16 protein-coding genes are annotated in these 19,237 nt (G+C 60.3%); 7 read left to right on the top strand and 9 right to left on the bottom strand.

Annotated features, from left to right (window positions below; translation table 11 throughout):
- Nucleotides 1–313 precede the first annotated feature (313 nt).
- The gene (locus M0D65_RS09945; RefSeq protein ID WP_266252505.1) at nt 314–2,086 is read left to right on the top strand and encodes a hypothetical protein; all 1,773 of its coding nucleotides are present in this window, start codon (nt 314–316) and stop codon (nt 2,084–2,086) included.
- 187 nt (nt 2,087–2,273) lie between these two features.
- On the opposite strand, the gene M0D65_RS09940 is transcribed toward M0D65_RS09945, so the two are convergent.
- From M0D65_RS09940 to M0D65_RS09900, 9 genes are all read right to left on the bottom strand, one after another.
- Nucleotides 2,274–3,086 (bottom strand): crotonase/enoyl-CoA hydratase family protein, encoded by an 813-nt coding sequence (locus tag M0D65_RS09940; RefSeq protein WP_266252504.1) that lies wholly within the window; start codon nt 3,084–3,086, stop codon nt 2,274–2,276.
- Nucleotides 3,087–3,187: 101 nt separating this feature from the next.
- The gene (locus tag M0D65_RS09935) at nt 3,188–4,372 is read right to left on the bottom strand and encodes a serine hydrolase (RefSeq protein WP_266252503.1); all 1,185 of its coding nucleotides are present in this window, start codon (nt 4,370–4,372) and stop codon (nt 3,188–3,190) included.
- Nucleotides 4,373–4,438: 66 nt separating this feature from the next.
- The gene (glnQ, locus tag M0D65_RS09930) at nt 4,439–5,167 is read right to left on the bottom strand and encodes a glutamine ABC transporter ATP-binding protein GlnQ (protein ID WP_091006410.1); all 729 of its coding nucleotides are present in this window, start codon (nt 5,165–5,167) and stop codon (nt 4,439–4,441) included.
- On the bottom strand, nt 5,164–5,820 hold the full coding sequence (locus M0D65_RS09925) for an ABC transporter permease subunit (RefSeq protein ID WP_266252502.1): 657 nt from the start codon (nt 5,818–5,820) through the stop codon (nt 5,164–5,166). The genes glnQ and M0D65_RS09925 overlap by 4 nt, the downstream gene beginning before the upstream one ends.
- On the bottom strand, nt 5,817–6,572 hold the full coding sequence (locus M0D65_RS09920; RefSeq protein WP_266252501.1) for a transporter substrate-binding domain-containing protein: 756 nt from the start codon (nt 6,570–6,572) through the stop codon (nt 5,817–5,819). The genes M0D65_RS09925 and M0D65_RS09920 overlap by 4 nt, the downstream gene beginning before the upstream one ends.
- Nucleotides 6,573–6,670: 98 nt before the next feature.
- Entirely contained in the window at nt 6,671–7,153 is a 483-nt protein-coding gene (locus tag M0D65_RS09915) for a RidA family protein (RefSeq protein WP_266252500.1), read from the bottom strand.
- Nucleotides 7,150–8,049 carry a PhzF family phenazine biosynthesis protein gene (locus M0D65_RS09910; protein WP_266252499.1) on the bottom strand — a complete coding sequence of 300 codons (900 nt, stop codon included), beginning with the start codon at nt 8,047–8,049 and terminating at the stop codon, nt 7,150–7,152. Before M0D65_RS09910 ends, M0D65_RS09915 begins: the two co-directional genes overlap by 4 nt.
- An 86-nt stretch (nt 8,050–8,135) precedes the next feature.
- The gene (locus tag M0D65_RS09905; protein ID WP_266252498.1) at nt 8,136–9,011 is read right to left on the bottom strand and encodes a helix-turn-helix domain-containing protein; all 876 of its coding nucleotides are present in this window, start codon (nt 9,009–9,011) and stop codon (nt 8,136–8,138) included.
- 114 nt (nt 9,012–9,125) lie between these two features.
- Entirely contained in the window at nt 9,126–11,255 is a 2,130-nt protein-coding gene (locus M0D65_RS09900; protein ID WP_266252497.1) for a TonB-dependent receptor, read from the bottom strand.
- 407 nt (nt 11,256–11,662) lie between these two features.
- On the opposite strand from M0D65_RS09900, the gene M0D65_RS09895 reads away from it, so the two are divergent.
- The 6 genes from M0D65_RS09895 to M0D65_RS09870 all read left to right on the top strand — a co-directional run bounded on the left by M0D65_RS09895 (nt 11,663) and on the right by M0D65_RS09870 (nt 19,234).
- The gene (locus tag M0D65_RS09895) at nt 11,663–12,703 is read left to right on the top strand and encodes a LacI family DNA-binding transcriptional regulator (RefSeq protein ID WP_266252496.1); all 1,041 of its coding nucleotides are present in this window, start codon (nt 11,663–11,665) and stop codon (nt 12,701–12,703) included.
- A 132-nt stretch (nt 12,704–12,835) separates the two neighbouring features.
- Complete coding sequence (locus M0D65_RS09890; RefSeq protein ID WP_266252495.1) at nt 12,836–14,947, top strand: hypothetical protein; 2,112 nt, start codon at nt 12,836–12,838, stop codon at nt 14,945–14,947.
- 32 nt (nt 14,948–14,979) lie between these two features.
- Nucleotides 14,980–16,152 (top strand): ABC transporter ATP-binding protein, encoded by a 1,173-nt coding sequence (locus tag M0D65_RS09885; protein WP_266252494.1) that lies wholly within the window; start codon nt 14,980–14,982, stop codon nt 16,150–16,152.
- An 87-nt stretch (nt 16,153–16,239) separates the two neighbouring features.
- Nucleotides 16,240–17,421 carry an extracellular solute-binding protein gene (locus M0D65_RS09880; protein ID WP_308076655.1) on the top strand — a complete coding sequence of 394 codons (1,182 nt, stop codon included), beginning with the start codon at nt 16,240–16,242 and terminating at the stop codon, nt 17,419–17,421.
- Nucleotides 17,418–18,383, top strand: a complete 966-nt coding sequence (locus tag M0D65_RS09875; protein ID WP_266252492.1) for a carbohydrate ABC transporter permease — start codon at nt 17,418–17,420, stop codon at nt 18,381–18,383. The genes M0D65_RS09880 and M0D65_RS09875 overlap by 4 nt, the downstream gene beginning before the upstream one ends.
- A complete protein-coding gene (locus M0D65_RS09870; RefSeq protein WP_266252491.1) occupies nt 18,383–19,234 on the top strand; it encodes a carbohydrate ABC transporter permease in 852 nt (283 codons plus the stop codon). Before M0D65_RS09875 ends, M0D65_RS09870 begins: the two co-directional genes overlap by 1 nt.
- Nucleotides 19,235–19,237: the final 3 nt, after the last annotated feature.

Genomic DNA, 19,237 nt, shown 5'->3' with positions numbered 1-19,237 from the left:
AACCGCTATCGGCATCATGGCGGATGCCTAAAAATATCTAACCGAACAGTATTGGGGTATACCCCCATTTCCCAGGATTGCTTTTTCACCATAATGTTGTACGACGACATATGACAAAGAGCAAAATATCCGATTTCACCGACTCGATTTGATTCTTCAACGGTGCCATGTGGCGATGGGAGCCCGCCAGAGTCTTGTAGTGCGCATTCGGTTTCGGGGTGCTACTGAGCGCAAAGAATGATCGCTTTTAATTAAAGGAGTCCGCGAATCTGTCGGATTTCCGATCTCCGCAATCATTAACTCAGGTAACGCCATGTCAGAAAGAAATACTTCGACACCCTGCTTGCGCCTGCTGGTTTCCCTGACCGCACTCTCGTGTTCGATGCTTGCCGGTTGCGGTGGCGGCATTACTGCCGCGACCGCATCAAACACGGCTCCGCCGCCGGCTGGCGGCTCCAGTACGCCTCCCGCCCAGTTTGCCACCGACAACGTCAATCAGATGCCCGACAGTGCGTTCGCCACGGTTTCAGTCGCGGTATCAACACAAATCGCCGCGGTGCCGGTTCTGCCGAATTTTATCGGCTTGAGTTGGGAAAAGTCAGTGATCTATTCTCCGTTATTCCACGTACAAAATCCAGGCGATGGTGGCAATAACCTCTATAAACTACTAAATCTGCTTAGCCTGCGAGGAAGTTTCCGGATAGGCGCCAATTCACTGGCCTATGCGGTGTGGGATCCGAGCGGTACCGGAGGCTATGGCGATAAGCCCGGAGATATAAAGGATCGCGGACCGTTGATAAATGGTCAGCCATCACCTGGTGGAAAAGTCTCCCCTCCCGATATCGATGCACTGGCACAGATGATCCACAACACCGGCTGGAACGTAATCTATGCCGTGCCTGCCTCGTATAACTTCTTCAAATCGGATCCAACAGCTAAAACCTTTAATTCCCCCTCATACGCGAGCGATATCGCCGCCGACGTGCAGGAAGCCAGTTACGCCGCGGGTGCCCTGGGCAGCGCATTGTATGGAATGGAGATCGGCAACGAACCCGACATCGCGGGTATCGCTTCGACCTATTACCTTCCCGACTGGCTCAACTATGCGAAGGCGATTCAAGGTAGTCCACAAAAAATCGCAAGATTCGTAGGACCGGCCACGGGCAGTCTCACATCGTCGCTTATCAATACCATCGTTTCCGATCCTGTTGCGAGCGGATTGCTCACACAGGTCACTGCACACCGCTATCTGGGCTCCGGCGCAGCGTCTAGCTCGACCATTGCCGACATGCTATCCAAGGCTTGCCCGTCGTCTCTGCAAACGAGCATGGCAAGCCTGGAACAGGCAAGCAAGTCAGTGTCCGATGGCTGGCGGCTTGATGAAACAAACAGCTATTACGCCGGCGGTCGTGTCGGCGTGAGCGACAGTTTTGCTTCGTCGCTCTGGACGCTCGAATATATGTTTTGTGCCGCCCAGCAAGGCGCACATGGCATCAATTTTCACGTCCAGGACGACACGAATCCGGAGCAGCTAGACCCGACGTTGAACGGCACTTTTCAGAACGCCTATACGCCGCTTCAGATTTCAAAAGGGCAAGTCACAAAGGTCATGCCGGTGTTCTATGGCATGAAGCTTTTCTCGCTCGCGTTACAGGCCGACAGCAATTCTCAGGGAGCGTCTGTAGTTAGCCCTCAGAGCGTCGTCGTTTCTGTTCCGGATGGTTTGCAGGTGGTTGCTTTTGCCGTCATCCCCAACGCCGGATCGAATGGCAAATCTCAATCTGCCGGTGAGATCGAATCGATTGTGATTATCAATAAAGAACCCACCCAGGCGATCAAGGCGAATATAAATCCCGGGATAACATCGCAGAGCGCGGATTATATCCGTCTGACCAGTGGCCCTGTGTCCACGTCAGGCGCGACAGCCGGTTTGCAAGGCGTACAAAATTCGGTCCTGAATAATCAACTTATCAACGTAAACGGGAGCTGGCAGCCGGAGTCGTATGCTCCGCTAACCCCAGACTCAAGTGGCAACTATTCGGTAAAGGTCCCCGCTGCAAGCGCAATTCTGCTTCGTGTGCGGTAAAGGCGAAAAAAAACAGCATAGCGATTCTGCCAGGAAGGTGGGGGTTCCCGCCTTCCTGGAAGAAGCGTCGTACGGCGAAATGAGGTGGCATAGATGTCTGACAACAGATATCAAAGGGATCGCAAAATGTAGCGCATAACAACACCGCAATGCCTACGACCAGGCGCCGCAAGTCAGCACGACAGGTCTACTTTTGAACCGTACGCGGTCGAAACGCCTCGTCACTCCCCTTCTTGAGCCCAAGCCGCATTGCAAGCCGCTGATTCCAGCGTCCGATGATTCTGCGTTGCCATCGTCGTTCTGCCGCGAGCGCAGCGGATTCGCTTCCGCTCCATGCACTCTGCAGCAGAAATTTGCCGGCGGCCAACGCGTCAGGCGATCGTTGTGCCCACACTGCTATCTGTGCTGCAGCAGCCGCCAGCGGATCGTCTTCGACCCGGCTCGCGAGTCCCAACTGGACCGCTTCCGTGCCCGATACAACACGCCCGCTCAACACCAGCTCTTTTGCCACATCGATCGACATCAGCTCACGCAGGAGCGTTGGACCACCCATGTCGGGTACCAGTCCCCACTTCACTTCCATCAATGACATCTTCGCGTCCGCTGCGGCAATCCGCTGATCCGCACCGAGCGCAAGCTGCATCCCTGCCCCATAACAATGCCCGTGGACGACTGCGATGACTGGAAACGGAAGATCGCGCCAGCCCATGCTCCAGCGCTGAAAAATATTCCTGCGTGGCGCATACAGCGAGAGCACCGAGCGCAAGAGCTTGCGCTTCGAAGAGAACACGCTTTTGAAATCCAGACCCGCGCAGAACGATGGCCCTTCCCCGTGAATAATCGCACCGCGCACAGTCTTGTCCCGACGAAGTCGGCGCTGCACGGCGGCCATCTCGTCCAGCATCGCGAAGTCCACGGCATTGTGCTGCGCCGGGCGCGATAACGTTACCCACGCTACGCCGCTCGCATCGATCGCGAGCTGTACGCGTTGATTTTGCACTGCCACCTCTCTGGTTCGATTCTTGTTCGGGAATTCGACGGTTGCGCATGAATCGCGCTCGCGTGTCTACCCGCACGATACACCTCGACGTTTGCCGCACCTCAATACATCGTCGAAATCTCGTCGAACAAGGCGAGGTTCAGATGCTTCGTGTCGTCATCGGTGGGCTGGGGTTGTGAGGAGAATTTGGCGATCACCGTCTCCCTGGCGGGATCGACGTAGAGCCACTGGCCATGTATGCCGACGGCAAAGAACGCGCCGCTCGCATTGCCAACCTGATACCACTGGTTGCGATACCTGCCGTGCGGCAACCAGGCCACGAAATTTCCGTGTTTCCATGCCTCGAAGCTGCCTCCCGAAAGCGTATCGTTCACCCAGCCCGCCGATACCAGCGTTCGCCCGTTGACAGTGCCCCCGACGCGCATCAATTCGCCGATTCTTGCGAGGTCGCGGGCCGTCATGCACAGTCCGCCACCCGAGCGTGCGGTGCCGATGATATCCACGGTGACACGGCCATCCTGATGAAGCCCTAGCGGTTGCCACAGACGCGTTGCCGCGAAATCTGCATAGCGTTCCCCGGATGCGCGTTCGATCAAAAGGCCAAGAACATCCGAATTCGGCGAACCGTACTGGAATGGCCCCCCGTGATCGCCTGCGCCTTTCTGCACGGAAGCGAGAAAGTCGATTACCGTTTGCGGTTTTTCTCCGTCGAGTTGCGGATCCAGCAGCCCCGCCCTGCGGTAGCGTGCAAAGTCGCCGCGCGGATCCAGATAGTCCTCGCTAAACGCGAGACTGGTGCGCATGTCGAGTACGTGTCGCACCGTGGCGTCGCCAAACGCCGAACGCGTCAGTTCCGGCACATAGTACGAAACGAGCGCGCGAGGATCGAGAAGCCCATCGTCGACCAGCATGCCCGCAAGAAGACCGGCGACCGACTTGCTGGCCGAGAACAGAATATGCCTGCTTTGCGACGCAAAATGCGGCTCGTGGAAATCGGCGACAAACCTGCCCGCTTTCATGACAGTCAGCGCATCGGTCGATGTTTGCCTTAGCACACCGGCAATCGTCTGGCGTTGGCCGCCCGCTATGAACTCGTGCGCGATCAGCGCCGTGGCATCGACAGGCGGCGCTTCGATCAGGCCGGGCACCGCCTGTATGTGCGCGGTCGGGACGAGCTCATGAACATGGCAGAACGCCCAGGCATTCCACGGTGCTTCCCGCCAGTTGCCAAGCTGGACACTATCCCGGCGAAACCCGTAGCGGTTTTCGAAACTGGAATTGACCATACCTGCTGCACACTCCCCTAAAAAAACCCCCACTTACACCTGCGCGCGACACATCTCCGGGCAAACCTAATGAACGTGTTGCAGAAAATCGCGAAAGCGTTCGCTGGGCGGCGCCGACAGCAACTCGGCGGGCTTGCCGTCGTGGACCACGCGTCCCGCATCCATGAACAGCAGGCGGGAACCGACGCGTTGTGCGAAACCCATCTCATGTGTCACGACGACCATCGTCATGCCGTCGTTGGCGAGTGTCTGCATGACCCTCAGCACTTCCTGTCGCAACTCCGGATCGAGCGCCGAAGTGGGCTCGTCGAAGAGCATCAGTTTCGGCTGGACGGCAAGCGCACGCGCAATCGCAACACGTTGCTGCTGACCGCCCGAAAGCTGCGATGGATAGTGATTCATCCGCTCGGCGAGGCCGACTTTCTGTAGCAGCGCGGCGGCGATGTCGCGTGCCTCTGCCTTTGAACGACCGCGCGCCCACCTCGGTCCGAACATGACGTTCTGCATGGCCGTCAGATTCGGAAAGAGGTTGAACTGCTGGAAAACCATACCGGCTTCGAGCCGGATCGAGCGGACTTCGTTCGGAGAACCCAGTACGCTGACATTGTCGACACGCAGGTCGCCACCGCTGATTTTCTCGAGCACGTTGATGCAACGAAGCATCGTCGATTTCCCCGACCCCGACGGACCGATGACAACCGCGACCTCGCCGCGTTCTATGGCAAGGTCGATCGGTTGCAGGACGACGTGTGCGCCAAACTGCTTCGAGGCGCCCTGAAATTCGATCATGCTCATGGCAGACGTACTCCCCGTTCAAGCACCCGCAGACCGAGTGCAAGCAGGCTGATCACGATCAGATAAATGACTGCCACCGCGGTCCAGATCTCAACCGCCCGGAAGTTCTCGGCCATGATTTCCTGACCGCGCCGCGTGAGTTCGCCGACACCGATGACGAGGAAAATCGAGGTGTCCTTCACCAGACTGACGAACTGGTTTCCCATGGCCGGCAGCGCGCGACGGAACGCAACCGGCGCGATAACACGGGCAAGGACCGTACGAAACGGAATACCCATCGCGAGGCCGGCTTCGCGCAACCCGATCGGCACACTGCCGAGTGCCCCGCGCACAATCTCCGCGTTATAGGCGCCCGAGTTGACGATCAGCGTGGTGATCGCCGCGCTAGTCGCGCTGATGCGGATCCCCATCATGATGGGCAACGCAAAATACACGAACATGACCTGAACGACGATCGGTGTCCCGCGAATCAACGCGACATACGCGTGAGCCGGCGCGGCCGCCAGCCCGCTCCCATAGGTCAGGATCACACCCGAGAAAATACCGAGCGCCACCCCGCCGACCAGACCCGCCAGCGCAATCACAAGCGTCAGTCGCAGACCTTCGAGCAGATCCGGCAACGCGGAAACGACGACCGTCCAGTCAAAGTTCATAACGCCGTGTCCTCTCCGAACCATTTCAGGTTCAGCGCCTTCAATCGCCCATCGGTTTTCATCGCAGCAAGCTGAACGTTGACCGCCGCGACAAGCGGGCTCCCCTTCTGGAAGCCGATACCCACATCGCGACCTTCGAGTGCGGGCAGCACGACTCGCACCTTGCCTTTGCCGGCCGTTTTCGCGTAGTAGAGCAACACGGGCTTGTCGTAGACGACTGCGTCGGTGCGACCTGCTTCAAGCGCCAGCAGCGCGTTGTTGATGCCGGGCAACTGTTCGAGTGTCGCGTCCTTGATGTGATTCTTGATGTAATCGACGGCGATCGTGCCCGTTTCGGTGCCGATGCTTTTGCCGGCCAGATCGGCGGAGGTCTTGATCGTGGCGTTGTCGATGCGCGTCACCGCAATCAGTCCGCTGTTGTAGTAAGGATCGGAGAAATCGATGACTTTCTGGCGCTCCGGCTTGATGAACAGCTGGGAGATCACGACGTCGATGTTACGGGTCTGCAGCGCGGGAATCAGCGCGCCGAACTCCATCGGTTGCACACGCCACTTGACGTTCAACCCCTTCGCCACTTCAGCCCAGGTGTCGATATCGAAGCCGGTATAGGTGTCGCCTTGCTTGAACGTAAACGGTGCGCCACCGACGTTGGAGCCAACGATCAGTTCGGCATTGGCTGCTTTCGCGAAGCGGGAAAGACCGATTGCGGGAATGGCAGCAAGGCCGGTTTGCAGAAGTTGACGACGATTCATAGGTGCCTCCACGGGAGATAGGCGATCGAGAGCCTTCCAGAGCTGCACTAGCTCAGGTCGTCTCATGCTGTTTGGCTGCTGCAGGTTATAGATCGCCGCTATAGACGCAGACGAGGTTCCGGTGTCAATGCCACCGTGAGTTCGATCTCGAGCAGACCACTGTCCGGCAGACTCGCGACGCCGACTGCCGACCTCGCGCATCGTCCGCTTTCGCCGAATATGTCGTAGAGCAACGTCGAGGCGAAGTCCATCACTCTGCTGTGATGCTTGAATTCAGGTACGGCGTTGACGAAGCCGCGCAGGAACAGGATGCGTTCCACTGAAGCGGTCGGTGCGACCGTTCCGACCAGCACGCTCAGGGCGCGCAGCACACACGCTTGCGCCGCATTGCGGATCACATCGTTCGGTGTGTTTCGATCTACCGGGCCAGTGATGACCTCGTCGCCGACGCGACTCACCTGCCCGCTCACATAGACGATCCCATCGTGCGCGACTGCGCCGAGGTATGCCCCTCGCGGCGACGGCAACTCCGGCAGTACGAGACCCAACTGGGCAACGCGTGTGGCGATATCGGCCATCATGACGAGGTCGTCCCGTTCTGTTCGAGCTGGACGGTGCCGCCCAACCAGGAGCGATCCGGGCGCCCGGCGTAGAGACTGAAGCGAACCAGAATCTCCGACGGACGCTGCATGACGCGCCCCTGACGAATCGTAATGACGCGATCGGATGCCTCCACCATATCGTTCGAAAGGAGCCCGAAGGCGAGAGCCGATGCTGCAATACCGGTCGCCGCATCCTCCGGATAGCCCGAAGATTTCGGGAACTGCCGTGCATCGAAGATTTGCCGGCTTGCGTCCAGTGTGACGTAGGGATAGAGCCCCGTGGACCCGATTCGCTCGCACAGCGCTTCTACCTTGTCGAGCCGCGGTTCAAGCGTATCGAGGTCGCTTGCGTTGGCTAGCGGAATCAGCGTCTTGACGCGACTGGTGCACGCGTTTTGAATCGGCAGTGCCGCCAGTTGCTCGCTGACGATGCCGAGTACATCGAGAATGTCCGCGCGATTCTGTTCCGCGTCAGGCAACGGTTCGATCCGGCCCGCCGGTTGAGAAATCTCAACAGCAGTGGCACCGGTCGCATCACGCGTAATGCGTGCATCGACGCGGCCACTTCGAGTCCAGATGGAAGCATGATCCCGCTGCAACCGCCCGATCCGCTCGAGCAGCCAGAGTGCGCCGACCGTTGCGTGTCCGCACATCGACATCTCATGGTTAGGGACCCAGAAGCGAAACTCGAAGTCGCAGCCCGAATCCGGCGCTGCGGGAAAGACGAAACCGCTCTCATAGCCATAGTGGCGGGCCACCTCGCGCATCTGCTCGTCGGTCATACCGGCGGCGTCGACGACGATCGGCGCGGGGTTACCGCCGCCGGGACCCGCTGCGAACACATTGACCAGCTCGACTCTGTGGCGTTGATGCATGACGGTATTGCCCCGCTGACCGAGGAATGTTTTTCTGTCCGGCCAGTTTAGGGGGAACGACGGCAGACTGCGCGTTCGAGCGGGCCCTACCTTTTGATCGAACGGGCCATCGGTGTACGCACATCGGATGGCGAATGCCCACCGATGCGGCGCATGGCGCGCGCCAGTGCGGCGCCGCTGTCGAATCCGACGCGAAATGCCACCTCGCCGACTGGAAGATCCGTTTCGGCGAGAAGCCTGCATGCATTCTCGTAACGTGCCCGCTGTTGAAACTCACCGATCGACAAACCGGTATCTTCGCGAAACAGGCGGGTGATGTGTCGCCGGGAGATGCCGAAGCGCTTCTCCAGCGCATCGAGCGGGATGTTCTGGTCGGCGTGCCGGATCACGAACGCTTTCAGATCCGTAACCAGTGCCATGCCATGCTCGCGCGGCGACGTGGCCGGCATCGTCTTGCCGGTGATCACCTCGGCAATGCACTGCATCAGCAACGCCGACGACAGGGCCTGGCGGATGTTCGAGTTACCGTAAGCGCCGATATCGCTGCGCATCGACAGTTCCTGTAGCGCGCGAATTGCCGAGGTTCGACGCACGAGTGCCGTGGTGCGCGTGCGTCGGCGGAATTCGTTGAGCGAACCGGTGTCGGTATCGAGCCGACGAAGTGCCTCGTCGGTAACGTAGAGCGCGAGGTGGTTGTGCGCGCCGCAGCCGGCCTGAGTCTGGTGTGCCCGATCGGCCGGCACGACCGCAAAGCGGTCCTGCGACAGCCACGTGCCTTTGCGCTGATCTTCGTGCTTGAGTTCGACGGTTCCGTGGCGCGGCAGGATGAACATCAGACAATCGTGCCAATGCCACGGCATCGCGTAGTTGCCACCGCCCGCGAGCGTGGCGTGCCCGTCGTCGGCCGCTATCAGCGCATTCCTGTCCGCCGGCTGGCGGAGTTCTACAAACGATCGCAGCATGGCGATGCCCCTTGCAACAGGAGATGGGACACACATTGCCGGCTTCATGACGCCGACGGCACAGGAGCGTGCTTCGAGAGCAATTCCGCTGCCGTACCGGCGAAGGATACAACGTCAATAACTCATGGTGAGCGAAGCAAACGCCGCACGGCCTGCTGCCGGCGAATGCAGCGTCTGCGTACCGTCATACCAGACGTACTCGTTGTAACGGTTGAGCAGATTGGTTAGCTGCACATCTAATGTCACCGCTTTCGAAAACCGGTACGACGCACTCGCATTCAACCGCACCGAAGAACCGAACTTGCCGGTCGAATTGGTCGGTTCGAGGTAGTACGCGCTCTGCGCGTTGCCCCATGTCGACAGGCGCAGGTCCGGGGTGGCCTGATAGTCCGCACCCGCGGATACCAGGTGATTCGGTACATGGTCTACCTGCTTGCCGGCGCTCCCCAGACTGGTCGGGCCAGGATCGACAATGCAGGCCATCTGGTACGTGTACGCAAACCACACGCTAAGGTCGCGCGCGAGCAGCAGATTGGCTTGCACGTCGAAACCCTTGCGCTTCGTCTTGCCGAGATTGTCGAAATCGCCGGTGGGATCGTTCGCCTTGCGACGCACCTCGTTGGAAGCAGTTTGCTCCCAGTACGCTACGCGTCCGTCCAGCCGCTCGAACGGGCTGAACTTGAGACCAACTTCCCAGCCGTCGTTGACCGAAGGTGCAAGGTCCGTCACGCGCGGCGGAATCTTGTAGGCCCCCGCACCGACACCGATCTGAAACGTCCGCCCGTAGTTTCCGTAGAAGCTGTAGCCGGACCACGGCGTGTAGACCGCGCTGAACTTCGGCTGCTGGATCACACCGTAGTCGTTCATGTCGTAGCGTTGGCCTGACAGATGGTTCGTCAGATGGCCGCTCGCCATATCGACGCGGTAGGCTGGAATCAGCTTGAGCGTGTCGAACGGCTTGAAGGTGGCCTGCACATAGGCGCCTGTGGTGTCGTACGAAAACGTCTGATCGCGGGTTTGCGACGTGCGTACCTGGTCTCGCGTCAGCCAGCGCTGGCTGCGATTGTTTTGCCACTCGCCGCTGACGCCCGCTTCCAGCGCGAGATCCTTGATCCATGGCAACCCGGTTGTGTGGGGGCGGTACGTCAGGGAACTCAGAAAGCCTAACTGCTGTTCGTCCGAGAAGCGCTCTTGCTGGCTGACGGATGCGGAGAACCTGACCCAGCGGCGATCCCTGTAGGTGTTGAAATAGGCTTTCGACGACGAGGACAACCGGTCAGTCAGATCGACATCGAAATACGCGGCGTACTGACCGGTTTCGCGCGTTGCCTGATCGGTGTTGTTGAATGCGTAAGAGCCGGTCGGATTGCCATGCGCGTCGGCCTGGGTCAGATAGCCCGGTTCGTCGGCGGCGGTTCGGCCGTAACGCGCGGAGAGTCCCAGTCGCACTGCCGCGCTCGGGCTGTAAAACCACTTGCCCGCGACCCCTACCTTGTCCATGTCCGAATGATCCCGGTAGCCTTGCGAACGACGATAGCCGAACGCATAGTTTTGCGAGAACGTGTCGCTCTCGTGACCGGCGACTGCTTCCGCGTTGTACGTGCTGTAGCTTCCGTAACCGACGCGGCCTTTGGCGTAGTTGCCGCCATTCAGCGTCGTGATGGTCGCGTTACCGGCAATGTTGTGCAGGCCATAGCGGGGGTCGTTGGTGCCGCGCACGGTTTCCAGCGATTCGATCTCGAGCGGAAAGACCGCATCCATGAACGGCATGCTGCCATCGTTGCTGTTCGATGGAATGCCGTCGATCAGCAGTTTGACGGCATTGATCTCGCTCTCGCCATTAAAGCCGCGAAACGAGATCTTGCCCGAGGTCGTGCCTTGATTGAAGTCGGTGAGCAGGACGCCCGGCATCTGGCCAAACAGCTCCCACGGGCTGCGCACGTTCTGGTTCTCGATATGGCTCGCTTCGACGCGATCGACGGAGCTCAGGATGTTTCGTGTCGAAAGCGGTCCGGTACGCACTGCGCTTACCTCGATAGCGCCTAGTACGAATGTCGAGTCTTCGGTGCTTGCGGGCGCGGTTCGTTTCGATCTTGCAGCGGCGGTTCTGTCCTGCTCGCTAGCGGCGGTTTCGTCCGTATCGGTGTCGGGGTCCTGTCGGGATAGCGGCTCGGCCTGTGCCGTCAACGCAATGGCGAAGCAGGCCGGTACCAGCCATTTCTCTTTGTGCTTGCGAATCTTCATTGTCAATACTTGAGGATGTTCCGCGCCGGATCGATGTCGGCGAAAAAGAGCGACGCGCAGTATGGAGAAACTCTTGGGCAGACCGCTTCGACTCGCGAGTCGTGCGGCCTTCTTCGATGGACGTTGATGGTTTTTCTCAATCGCGAACTTTATCGAACTTGCGCTTGCGCTCATACGTCGCATAGCGCGGCAAATTGTCGCCAGAAATTGAGATGCCAGCCGAAGCCACCCCGGGAATTCCCTGGAACAGGAAGCTTGCTTTTTACCCTCTCGAGAATCTACTCTACTAACTCGCGTTAGCCAGAGTGTTCTGGCGATATTCGACGCACCGGTGGCTGTCAGCAGCCATTTTTTTGAATCTGCGACTAACACGTGTTAGTCAGCCCAAAAAGTCTGATGAAAAGTCGATGAAGCGCGCCACCAGCCACCAGGTCGCAACCCTTGCAAACGTGTCCCGCACCACCGTCTCGTTCGTGCTCAACAACGTCCCTGGCATGGGGATCAGCGACGAGACACGGGAGCGCGTCCTCGCGGCCGCCCGGCAACTTGGCTACGTGCCGAATGCCATGGCGCTGTCGCTCGCGAGCGGTGCCACCCAGACCATCGGCCTGCTCATGCCGCACGACGATCAGGTACACGCCAACGTCGACGCCTACATTCCGCGCTTTCTGACCGGCGTCACGCTCACGTGCCAGGCAAGCGGCTACAAGGTGTTATTCGAACCGCTCAATCACGCGGCCCCTCCCGGCGCGTGTCTGAACCTTGTCGACAGCGGACGGATCGACGGGTTGATCGCGTTGAACCCGCGTCAGGCCGATTTCAGCTATCTGAACGATGCGGCCGGCAACGGCTTCCCGCTGATCGTGTTCGGATCGAATCTGACCGGGCACGACAACGTCCACAGCATCGACGCGGACAATCGCGACGCCGCGCGTCGGGCTACCGAACATCTTCTTGCGCTCGGTCATCGGCGCATCGCGCACATCGCTTTCGCCCACGACGACTATCCGATCGTGCGCGAACGTCTGCTCGGCTTTCGCGATGCGATGCAGGCCGCCGATCTCGAGGTCGATCCCGCATGGGTCTCGTACGGTAACTACAGCGCCGAGAGCGGCGCCGAATCGATGCGCGCGATTCTCGCGCGCAGTTCCGGCGTGACGGCGCTGTTCGCAGGCAACGACACGATCGCATTCGGTGCGATGGCCGCGCTGCGCGACGCGGGCTTAAGCATTCCGGACGACATGGCGATCGTCGGCTACGACGACATTCCGCTCGCCGCGTACGCCGCCCCGCCGCTGACGACGATGCGCACGGAGCCCTTCACCGAAGGCAGCGAAGCAGCCGCGATGCTGCTCCGAATCATGGCCGGCGAATCGTCGGCAAGGGCACACGTGAAAGCGATCGTGCCGTTGGTGGTCAGGCGCTCTTGCGGTGCGAGCCCGACCTGAAAGCGTGTGCCGCAGAACGAAGTTGCAGTGATCGGTGGAACCGGTGGGCATGCGATACACCGGCAACCGTACCGCTATCGCTATCTCTATCGTAGTCGACCAGAACGACATCCCCCGGAGGAGACAAGACTCATGAACAGCATCTCACGTGCAGGTTCGTCGAAACAGCAATTACGTGTTGGCCGTCTCGCTGCAATCGCCCTCTTCGCCTCGCTTGCCGCCGCACCTGGTGCAAGGGCGGTGACCACGCCGGTACTGCAATTCGACGATCAAGGTTTCGAGCAGGCCGGATCGGGCTACGCCTGTTCATCCTGGTGGGTTGTTACTTCCGGCGCAGGGTGTGCGACCAACAATCCGCACTCAGGCGCGCATCTGGCATTTCTCGATCAGGGCGACGGCTATTCGGTCTCGCAATCTGTTCAATCGACGGTCACGGGCTCCTACGATTTCTCCGCATGGATCGCAGCGTTGCCCAACGGCACTGGCGGAACGTTCTCGATCAGGAGCGGCAGCGCACCGGCGCAAACAATCACGCTCCCTGCAACGCTCGCTACCGGTGTGTACGTCAAGTACACGCTGCCGCGCATTGCCGTCACAGCCGGCGACACGGTCACGATCACGTTCGCCTCATCGAGCGGACGCGGCTGGATCAATATCGACGATATCGAAGTCGTGCCGTCCGCACCGAACGACCCGCAGATCACCTCGTCGAATCCGACCGTCGTGGCGATGTTCGACTGGGCGAAAGTGAAGGCCAATTCCTGGGTGCGGCAGACCGGCACGACCGGTGTCGTCAACATGGATGAGAACAATCGCAGCGGCAGCGGCACCGGTGTCTACACGCCGTCGTACTGGGCCGGCTATCCGTTCCGCTCGTATTACTACTCGCGCGATTTCGCCCATCAGTTCCTCGGCGCACACATGCTCGGGCTCGATGTGCAGAACAAGACGATGCTCGAAGGTTTCGCTACCTCGGCAACCGCGAGCCGTGGCTATTTTCCGTTGTGGGCCATCAATTTCGACGGTTCGACTGGCACCACCGACTACAAGAGCGACACCAACTTCGTCCGCGAACTGCCCGCTCCGTTCGACCTCTCGCAGCGCATGAACGACGGCTACCGCTGGACCGGCGACGCCGACTACGCCACCAGTCCTGCTCTGACGGGCTTCGTCGCCAACACCGTGAGCGCGTTCATTGCGGCGCACACGGGACTCATCCCCGACGGCAAGGTACATGGCCGGCAGATCAGTCTCGCGCAGGAGAACGGCGGCAACATTTTCCTCGGTGTAGCGAGCTATAACGAAAGCGCCGGCGACAATCCGGTCGAAGCCGCCGACGCCGTCTCGACGCAATACCAGGCCTATCTCGCGATGTCCTCGCTCTCCGCGGCGCGACGCGACTTTGCATCGGCAAGAACCTACGCTGAAAAAGCCGCCGATCTTTACAGCTACTACAACACGACGTGGAGCGTGCCGCCGTCGAACCCGCTCGCGGTGATCCGCAGCTACAACATCGACTCGGTCGGGTCTACCGCGTGGGGCTCCGAAATGAGCTGGTTCGCGCCGATGAAAGGCATCATGGCGCCCGGCAGCCGACGCGACCAGTACATGTCCTGGCTCAACACGACAGCCCTCACCTCCACGCCGCCTAATCTGGAAGCCGTCACGTATCTGCCCGACGCGTTCTTCACCGTCAACGACGGCACGACTGCATGGGCGTGGATGCAGTATGTCTATAACCGCATCAACGATTTGCATTCGGGCGGGTTTCTCAATGGCGACTATCCGGAGACTTCGTTCACGCTCGTGAGCCAGGTGATCGATGGATTGTTAGGCGTGCAGCCCGATGCGGCGCAGCGTGCAGTCTCGACGGTCTCGCAGTTGCCGTCCGACATCGGCTGGCTACAGGTGGCGAGCATTCCGGTCGGTAACGGCTCGATCACCTTGCGGCAGGACGGCAAGACTCGCAGCACGCTGACGAACACGAGTCAGACTCGCGCGGCGCCTTATCTGTGGCACGCCGGATTCCCCGGCGCCTATCTGTGCCTGACGGTTCGTGGACAACACCGGATCGGCCGGATCGTGCAACCCGAAGGCCGTCAAGGTCCGACGTTCACCTACGCCGATCTGACCGTACAGCCTGGCGAAACCGCTGTCGTCGATGCACCGTCCAGTTGCCGTCTGAAAGCCAACGATGTGAACGCATCGGCCACCACGGCAACCACGGCCTCCGCGCCGCAATGAAGTCGTAACCAGACCCGCAGGCGGAGTTATTCATGGCAAGTATTGCGCTCAAGGGCGTCGGCAAATCGTATGGTCCCGCCGGGCGTCATGCGGCAGTGGTGCGCAACGTCGATCTGGAGATCGCGCCCGGTGAGTTCTGCGTGTTCGTTGGCGCATCGGGCTGTGGCAAATCGACTTTGCTGCGCATGATCGCCGGACTCGAAGCGTTGACGACGGGCGACCTGTTCGTCGGCGGCCGGCGCATGAACGATGTGCCGGCCGCGAAGCGCGGCATCGCGATGGTGTTTCAGAGCTACGCGCTGTTTCCGCACATGACCGTGTATGAAAATCTCTCGTTCGGTCTGACGCTGGCGAAGCTGAAGAAGAGCGTCATCGACGAGAAGGTCCATACGACAGCGCAGGCCCTGCAACTCGAACATCTGCTCGATCGTTTGCCCAAGGCGCTGTCGGGTGGGCAGCGGCAGCGCGTGGCGATCGGTCGGGCACTTGTGCGCCAGCCGGGCGTGTTTCTGTTCGACGAACCGTTGTCCAATCTCGATGCGTCGTTGCGACTGCAAACGCGCCATGAAATCGCCCGCATACATCGCGGCATCGACGGCGCATCGAGCATCTACGTGACACACGACCAGGTCGAAGCGATGACGCTTGCCGATCGCATCGTGCTGCTCAATGCCGGCACAGCAGTCGAACAGGAAGGCAGCATCGCGCAATGCGGGCCGCCGCTCGAGCTGTATCACCGGCCGCGCAATCGCTTCGTCGCGGGCTTTATCGGCTCGCCGAAAATGAACTTCATCGCTGCCCGGCTGGTGTCGGCCAGCGAACAACACGCGCAGGTCCGTCTCGACACCGGTGAAACGTTGATCGCATCGGTCGACGCACGGCGCCTGCAACCGGGCGAAGCATTGACGCTCGGCATCCGGCCGGAGCACGCCGGCGTCGGTACCGGCAACGGCACCGACGCGCAGCATCTGATGCGCGAGGTCCGGTGGCAAGAGCGGCTCGGCGAAAGCACCTACGTCTATCTGGACAGCGGCGATCCGCTCGCGCCCTGGGTCGTCAAGCTGCCCGGCAACGCGAGCGCCGATGCCGGACAGCGACTGCCGATATCGATCCCCGCTGCATCGCTACATGTCTTCGATGCGCGCGGCGATGCACTGACACGCTGTACCGAAGATCAGGCACTTCCAATGGCATTGCCCCACTGACACATCAGACACGCAACTGGAGGAGACACAATGAAAATGGCAAAAACCGCGCTGACCGGCGCCGCATCGCTACTGCTCGCGGCGGCGATGTCGTGTGCCCAGGCCGGCACACTCGTAATCAATTCGAACGCAGCGGATACTTCGGTGAGAACCGCATTCGATGCGGTCGTGAAGGGCTTCTCAGCGGAGAATCCCGACGTCGACGTGAAGGTCAACACGTTCGACACCGAAGGCTACAAGACGTCGATTCGCAACTTTCTTTCCGCGGAACCGCCCGACGTCGTGACGTGGTACGCGGGCCACCGGATGGCACCATTCGTCGATGCGGGTCTGTTCGAGGATGTGTCCGACATCTGGGCTAAAAACGGCCTGGACCAGAGCCTGAAAAGCGCCGCACCGGCTATGACGCTCAACGGCAAGAAGTGGGGCATCCCCTACACCTACTACGCGTGGGGCATCTACTACCGCAAGGATCTCTTCGCGAAGCTCGGCATCGAGCCGCCCACCACATGGAAGGCGTTGCTCGATGCGTGCGCGAAACTCAAGGCCAACGGCATCACGCCGTTCGCGATCGGCACGAAGCAGACGTGGACCACCGCGAGCTGGTTCGACTATCTGGACATGCGTGTGAACGGCTTCGCGTTCCACATGGATCTGACGAGCGGCAAGATACCGTACACGGACAAGCGCGTCGAAGCGGTGTTCGATCGCTGGGACGAGCTGACCAAACCGGGTTACTTCCTTGCCAATCACGCGTCCTACACCTGGCAGGAAGCAGTGCCGGCACTCGTGAAGGGCGAAGCGGCCATGTACCTGATGGGTACCTTCGCGGTCGCGCCGATGAAAGAGGCGGGACTCGGTGAAGACCGTCTCGGCTTCATGCCGTTCCCCGCCATTACGCCGAACGTGCCACGCGCGGAAGAAGCGCCGATCGAAACCGTCCATATTCCGTCGAAGGCAAAGAACAAGACCGACGCACGACGCTTCCTGACGTACATGTCACGTGCCGATGTGCAGGCGAAGTTCGGTGCGATGACGGAGGAACTGCCGGTCAGCCGCAACGCACCCACCCCTACCGACCCGTACCTGAAAGCCGGTGCGGCGATGCTGGCCGATGCGGCCGGACTCTCGCAGTTCTACGATCGCGATGCGCCCGCCGAGATGGCCAAAGCTGGCATGGACGGTTTTCAGCACTACATGCTGCAACCCGACGCACGCGAAGCGGTGCTGACGCGTCTCGAGCAGGTCCGCCAGCGGGTCTACAAATGACCGGACGGCATTCGGGGGCCGATGCATACCCGCACGGGCCCTCATCCGCGGAGTCCACCCCTCGACGCAGCGTGGCGGCGTTCTGGGAGCGCCACCAGCGCTCGCTTGCGCCGTGGCTCTTCCTGGCACCGGCACTGATCGCATTCACGGTGTATGTGATCGTGCCGGTCATCGAGTCGCTCGCGCTGAGCCTGTACAACTGGGACGGACTCGGCAAGGCGAGCTTTATCGGCATCGCAAACTATGTCGAGCTGTATCACGATCCCGATTTCTGGGGCGCGTTGAGAAACAACCTGATCTGGCTGATCGGCTTCATGCTCGCCATCCCTGCCGGTCTCTTCATGGCGCTGTTTCTCAACCAGCAGGTGTTTGGCATTCGCCTCGTCAAATCGCTGTTTTTCTTTCCGTTCGTGATTTCGCAGGCTGTGATCGGGCTCGTGTTCAGCTGGTTTTACGATCCGACCAATGGCCTGCTCGCGCATCTCCTGCACCTGCTCGGCCTGCATGGCATCGCCGTGCTTTCCGACGGGCGCTACGCGACCTACGGGATCGTCGTCGCGGGTCTCTACCCGCAGATCGCCTACTGCATGATTCTCTATCTGACGGGCCTCAACAACGTGCGCACCGATCTGATCGAAGCGGCACGGCTAGAGGGCGCAAAGGGCTGGACGATGCTCACGCGCATCGTGTTGCCGCAATTGCGCCCGGCGACCTTCGTGGCGGTGGTCGTGACCGTGGTTGGCGCGTTGCGCAGCTTCGACATGATCTCGATCATGACGCAAGGCGGTCCGTACGGATCGTCGCGTGTGCTGGCCTATTACATGTACGAACAGGCACTCAGCGAGTACGGCTTCCGGATGGGTTACGGCTCGGCCATCGCAACCGTGCTGTTCCTGATCATGCTGCTCTACATCGGCTTCGTGCTCGTGCGCATCTACCGGCAGGAAAAGGAGCACCGCTGATGTTTCCGACACCCATCGCGCAAACCAGCCAACCGGTGCAATGGCTTTACCGCATCGCGCTTCCGGTGTTGCTCGTCGTCTGGCTGCTGCCGCTCATCGCCATCGCGCTGACCTCGCTGCGTGGTCCCGCCGACATCTTCGCAGGCAATTACTGGGGCATCCCCACGCAGTGGCAGGTGGCGTCGAACTATCTCGCGATCTTTCAGGGCACGCCGTTAGCCCGCTATCTGCTCAACAGTTTTTTGATCACCGTTCCTGCTGTGATCGGTGCGGTCGCGCTGAGCTGCCTGTCCGGCTTCGCGCTCGGCATCTACCGGTTTCGCATGAACCTGCCGGTGTTCTTTCTGTTCGTTGCCGGCAATTTCGTGCCGTTCCAGATTCTCATGGTGCCGGTTCGCACGCTGAGTCTGCACCTCGGTCTGTATGACTCGGTGCTCGGACTGGTGCTGTTTCACACTGCGTTTCAAAGCGGCTTCTGCACGTTCTTCATGCGCAATTTCATTCTGGAACTGCCGGGCGAACTTATCGACGCCGCCCGCATGGACGGCGCCACCGAGTGGCAGATTTTTCGGCGCGTGGTCTTGCCGCTCGTGCGGCCGGCCATCGCGGCTGTCTCGATCCTCATCTTCACGTTTGTCTGGAACGACTATTTCTGGGCCACCGTGCTGATCCAGGGCGATCACGCGATGCCGGTCACGGCCGGCCTCAGGGCGCTGAACGGTCAATGGGTCGCGCAGTGGCACCTGGTGGCCGCCGGCTCGCTCGTCGCAGCCCTGCCGCCCGTTGCCATTTTCTTCCTCAAGCAAAGAGACTTCATCGCCGGCTTGACCATGGGCGCCACCAAGGGATAAACG

It is taken from the genome of Paraburkholderia sp. CHISQ3 (genome assembly GCF_030464945.1).
GTDB lineage: Bacteria > Pseudomonadota > Gammaproteobacteria > Burkholderiales > Burkholderiaceae > Paraburkholderia > Paraburkholderia megapolitana.
Note: the sequence above shows the minus strand (reverse complement) of the source record. Positions and strands in the feature narration are given on the sequence as shown.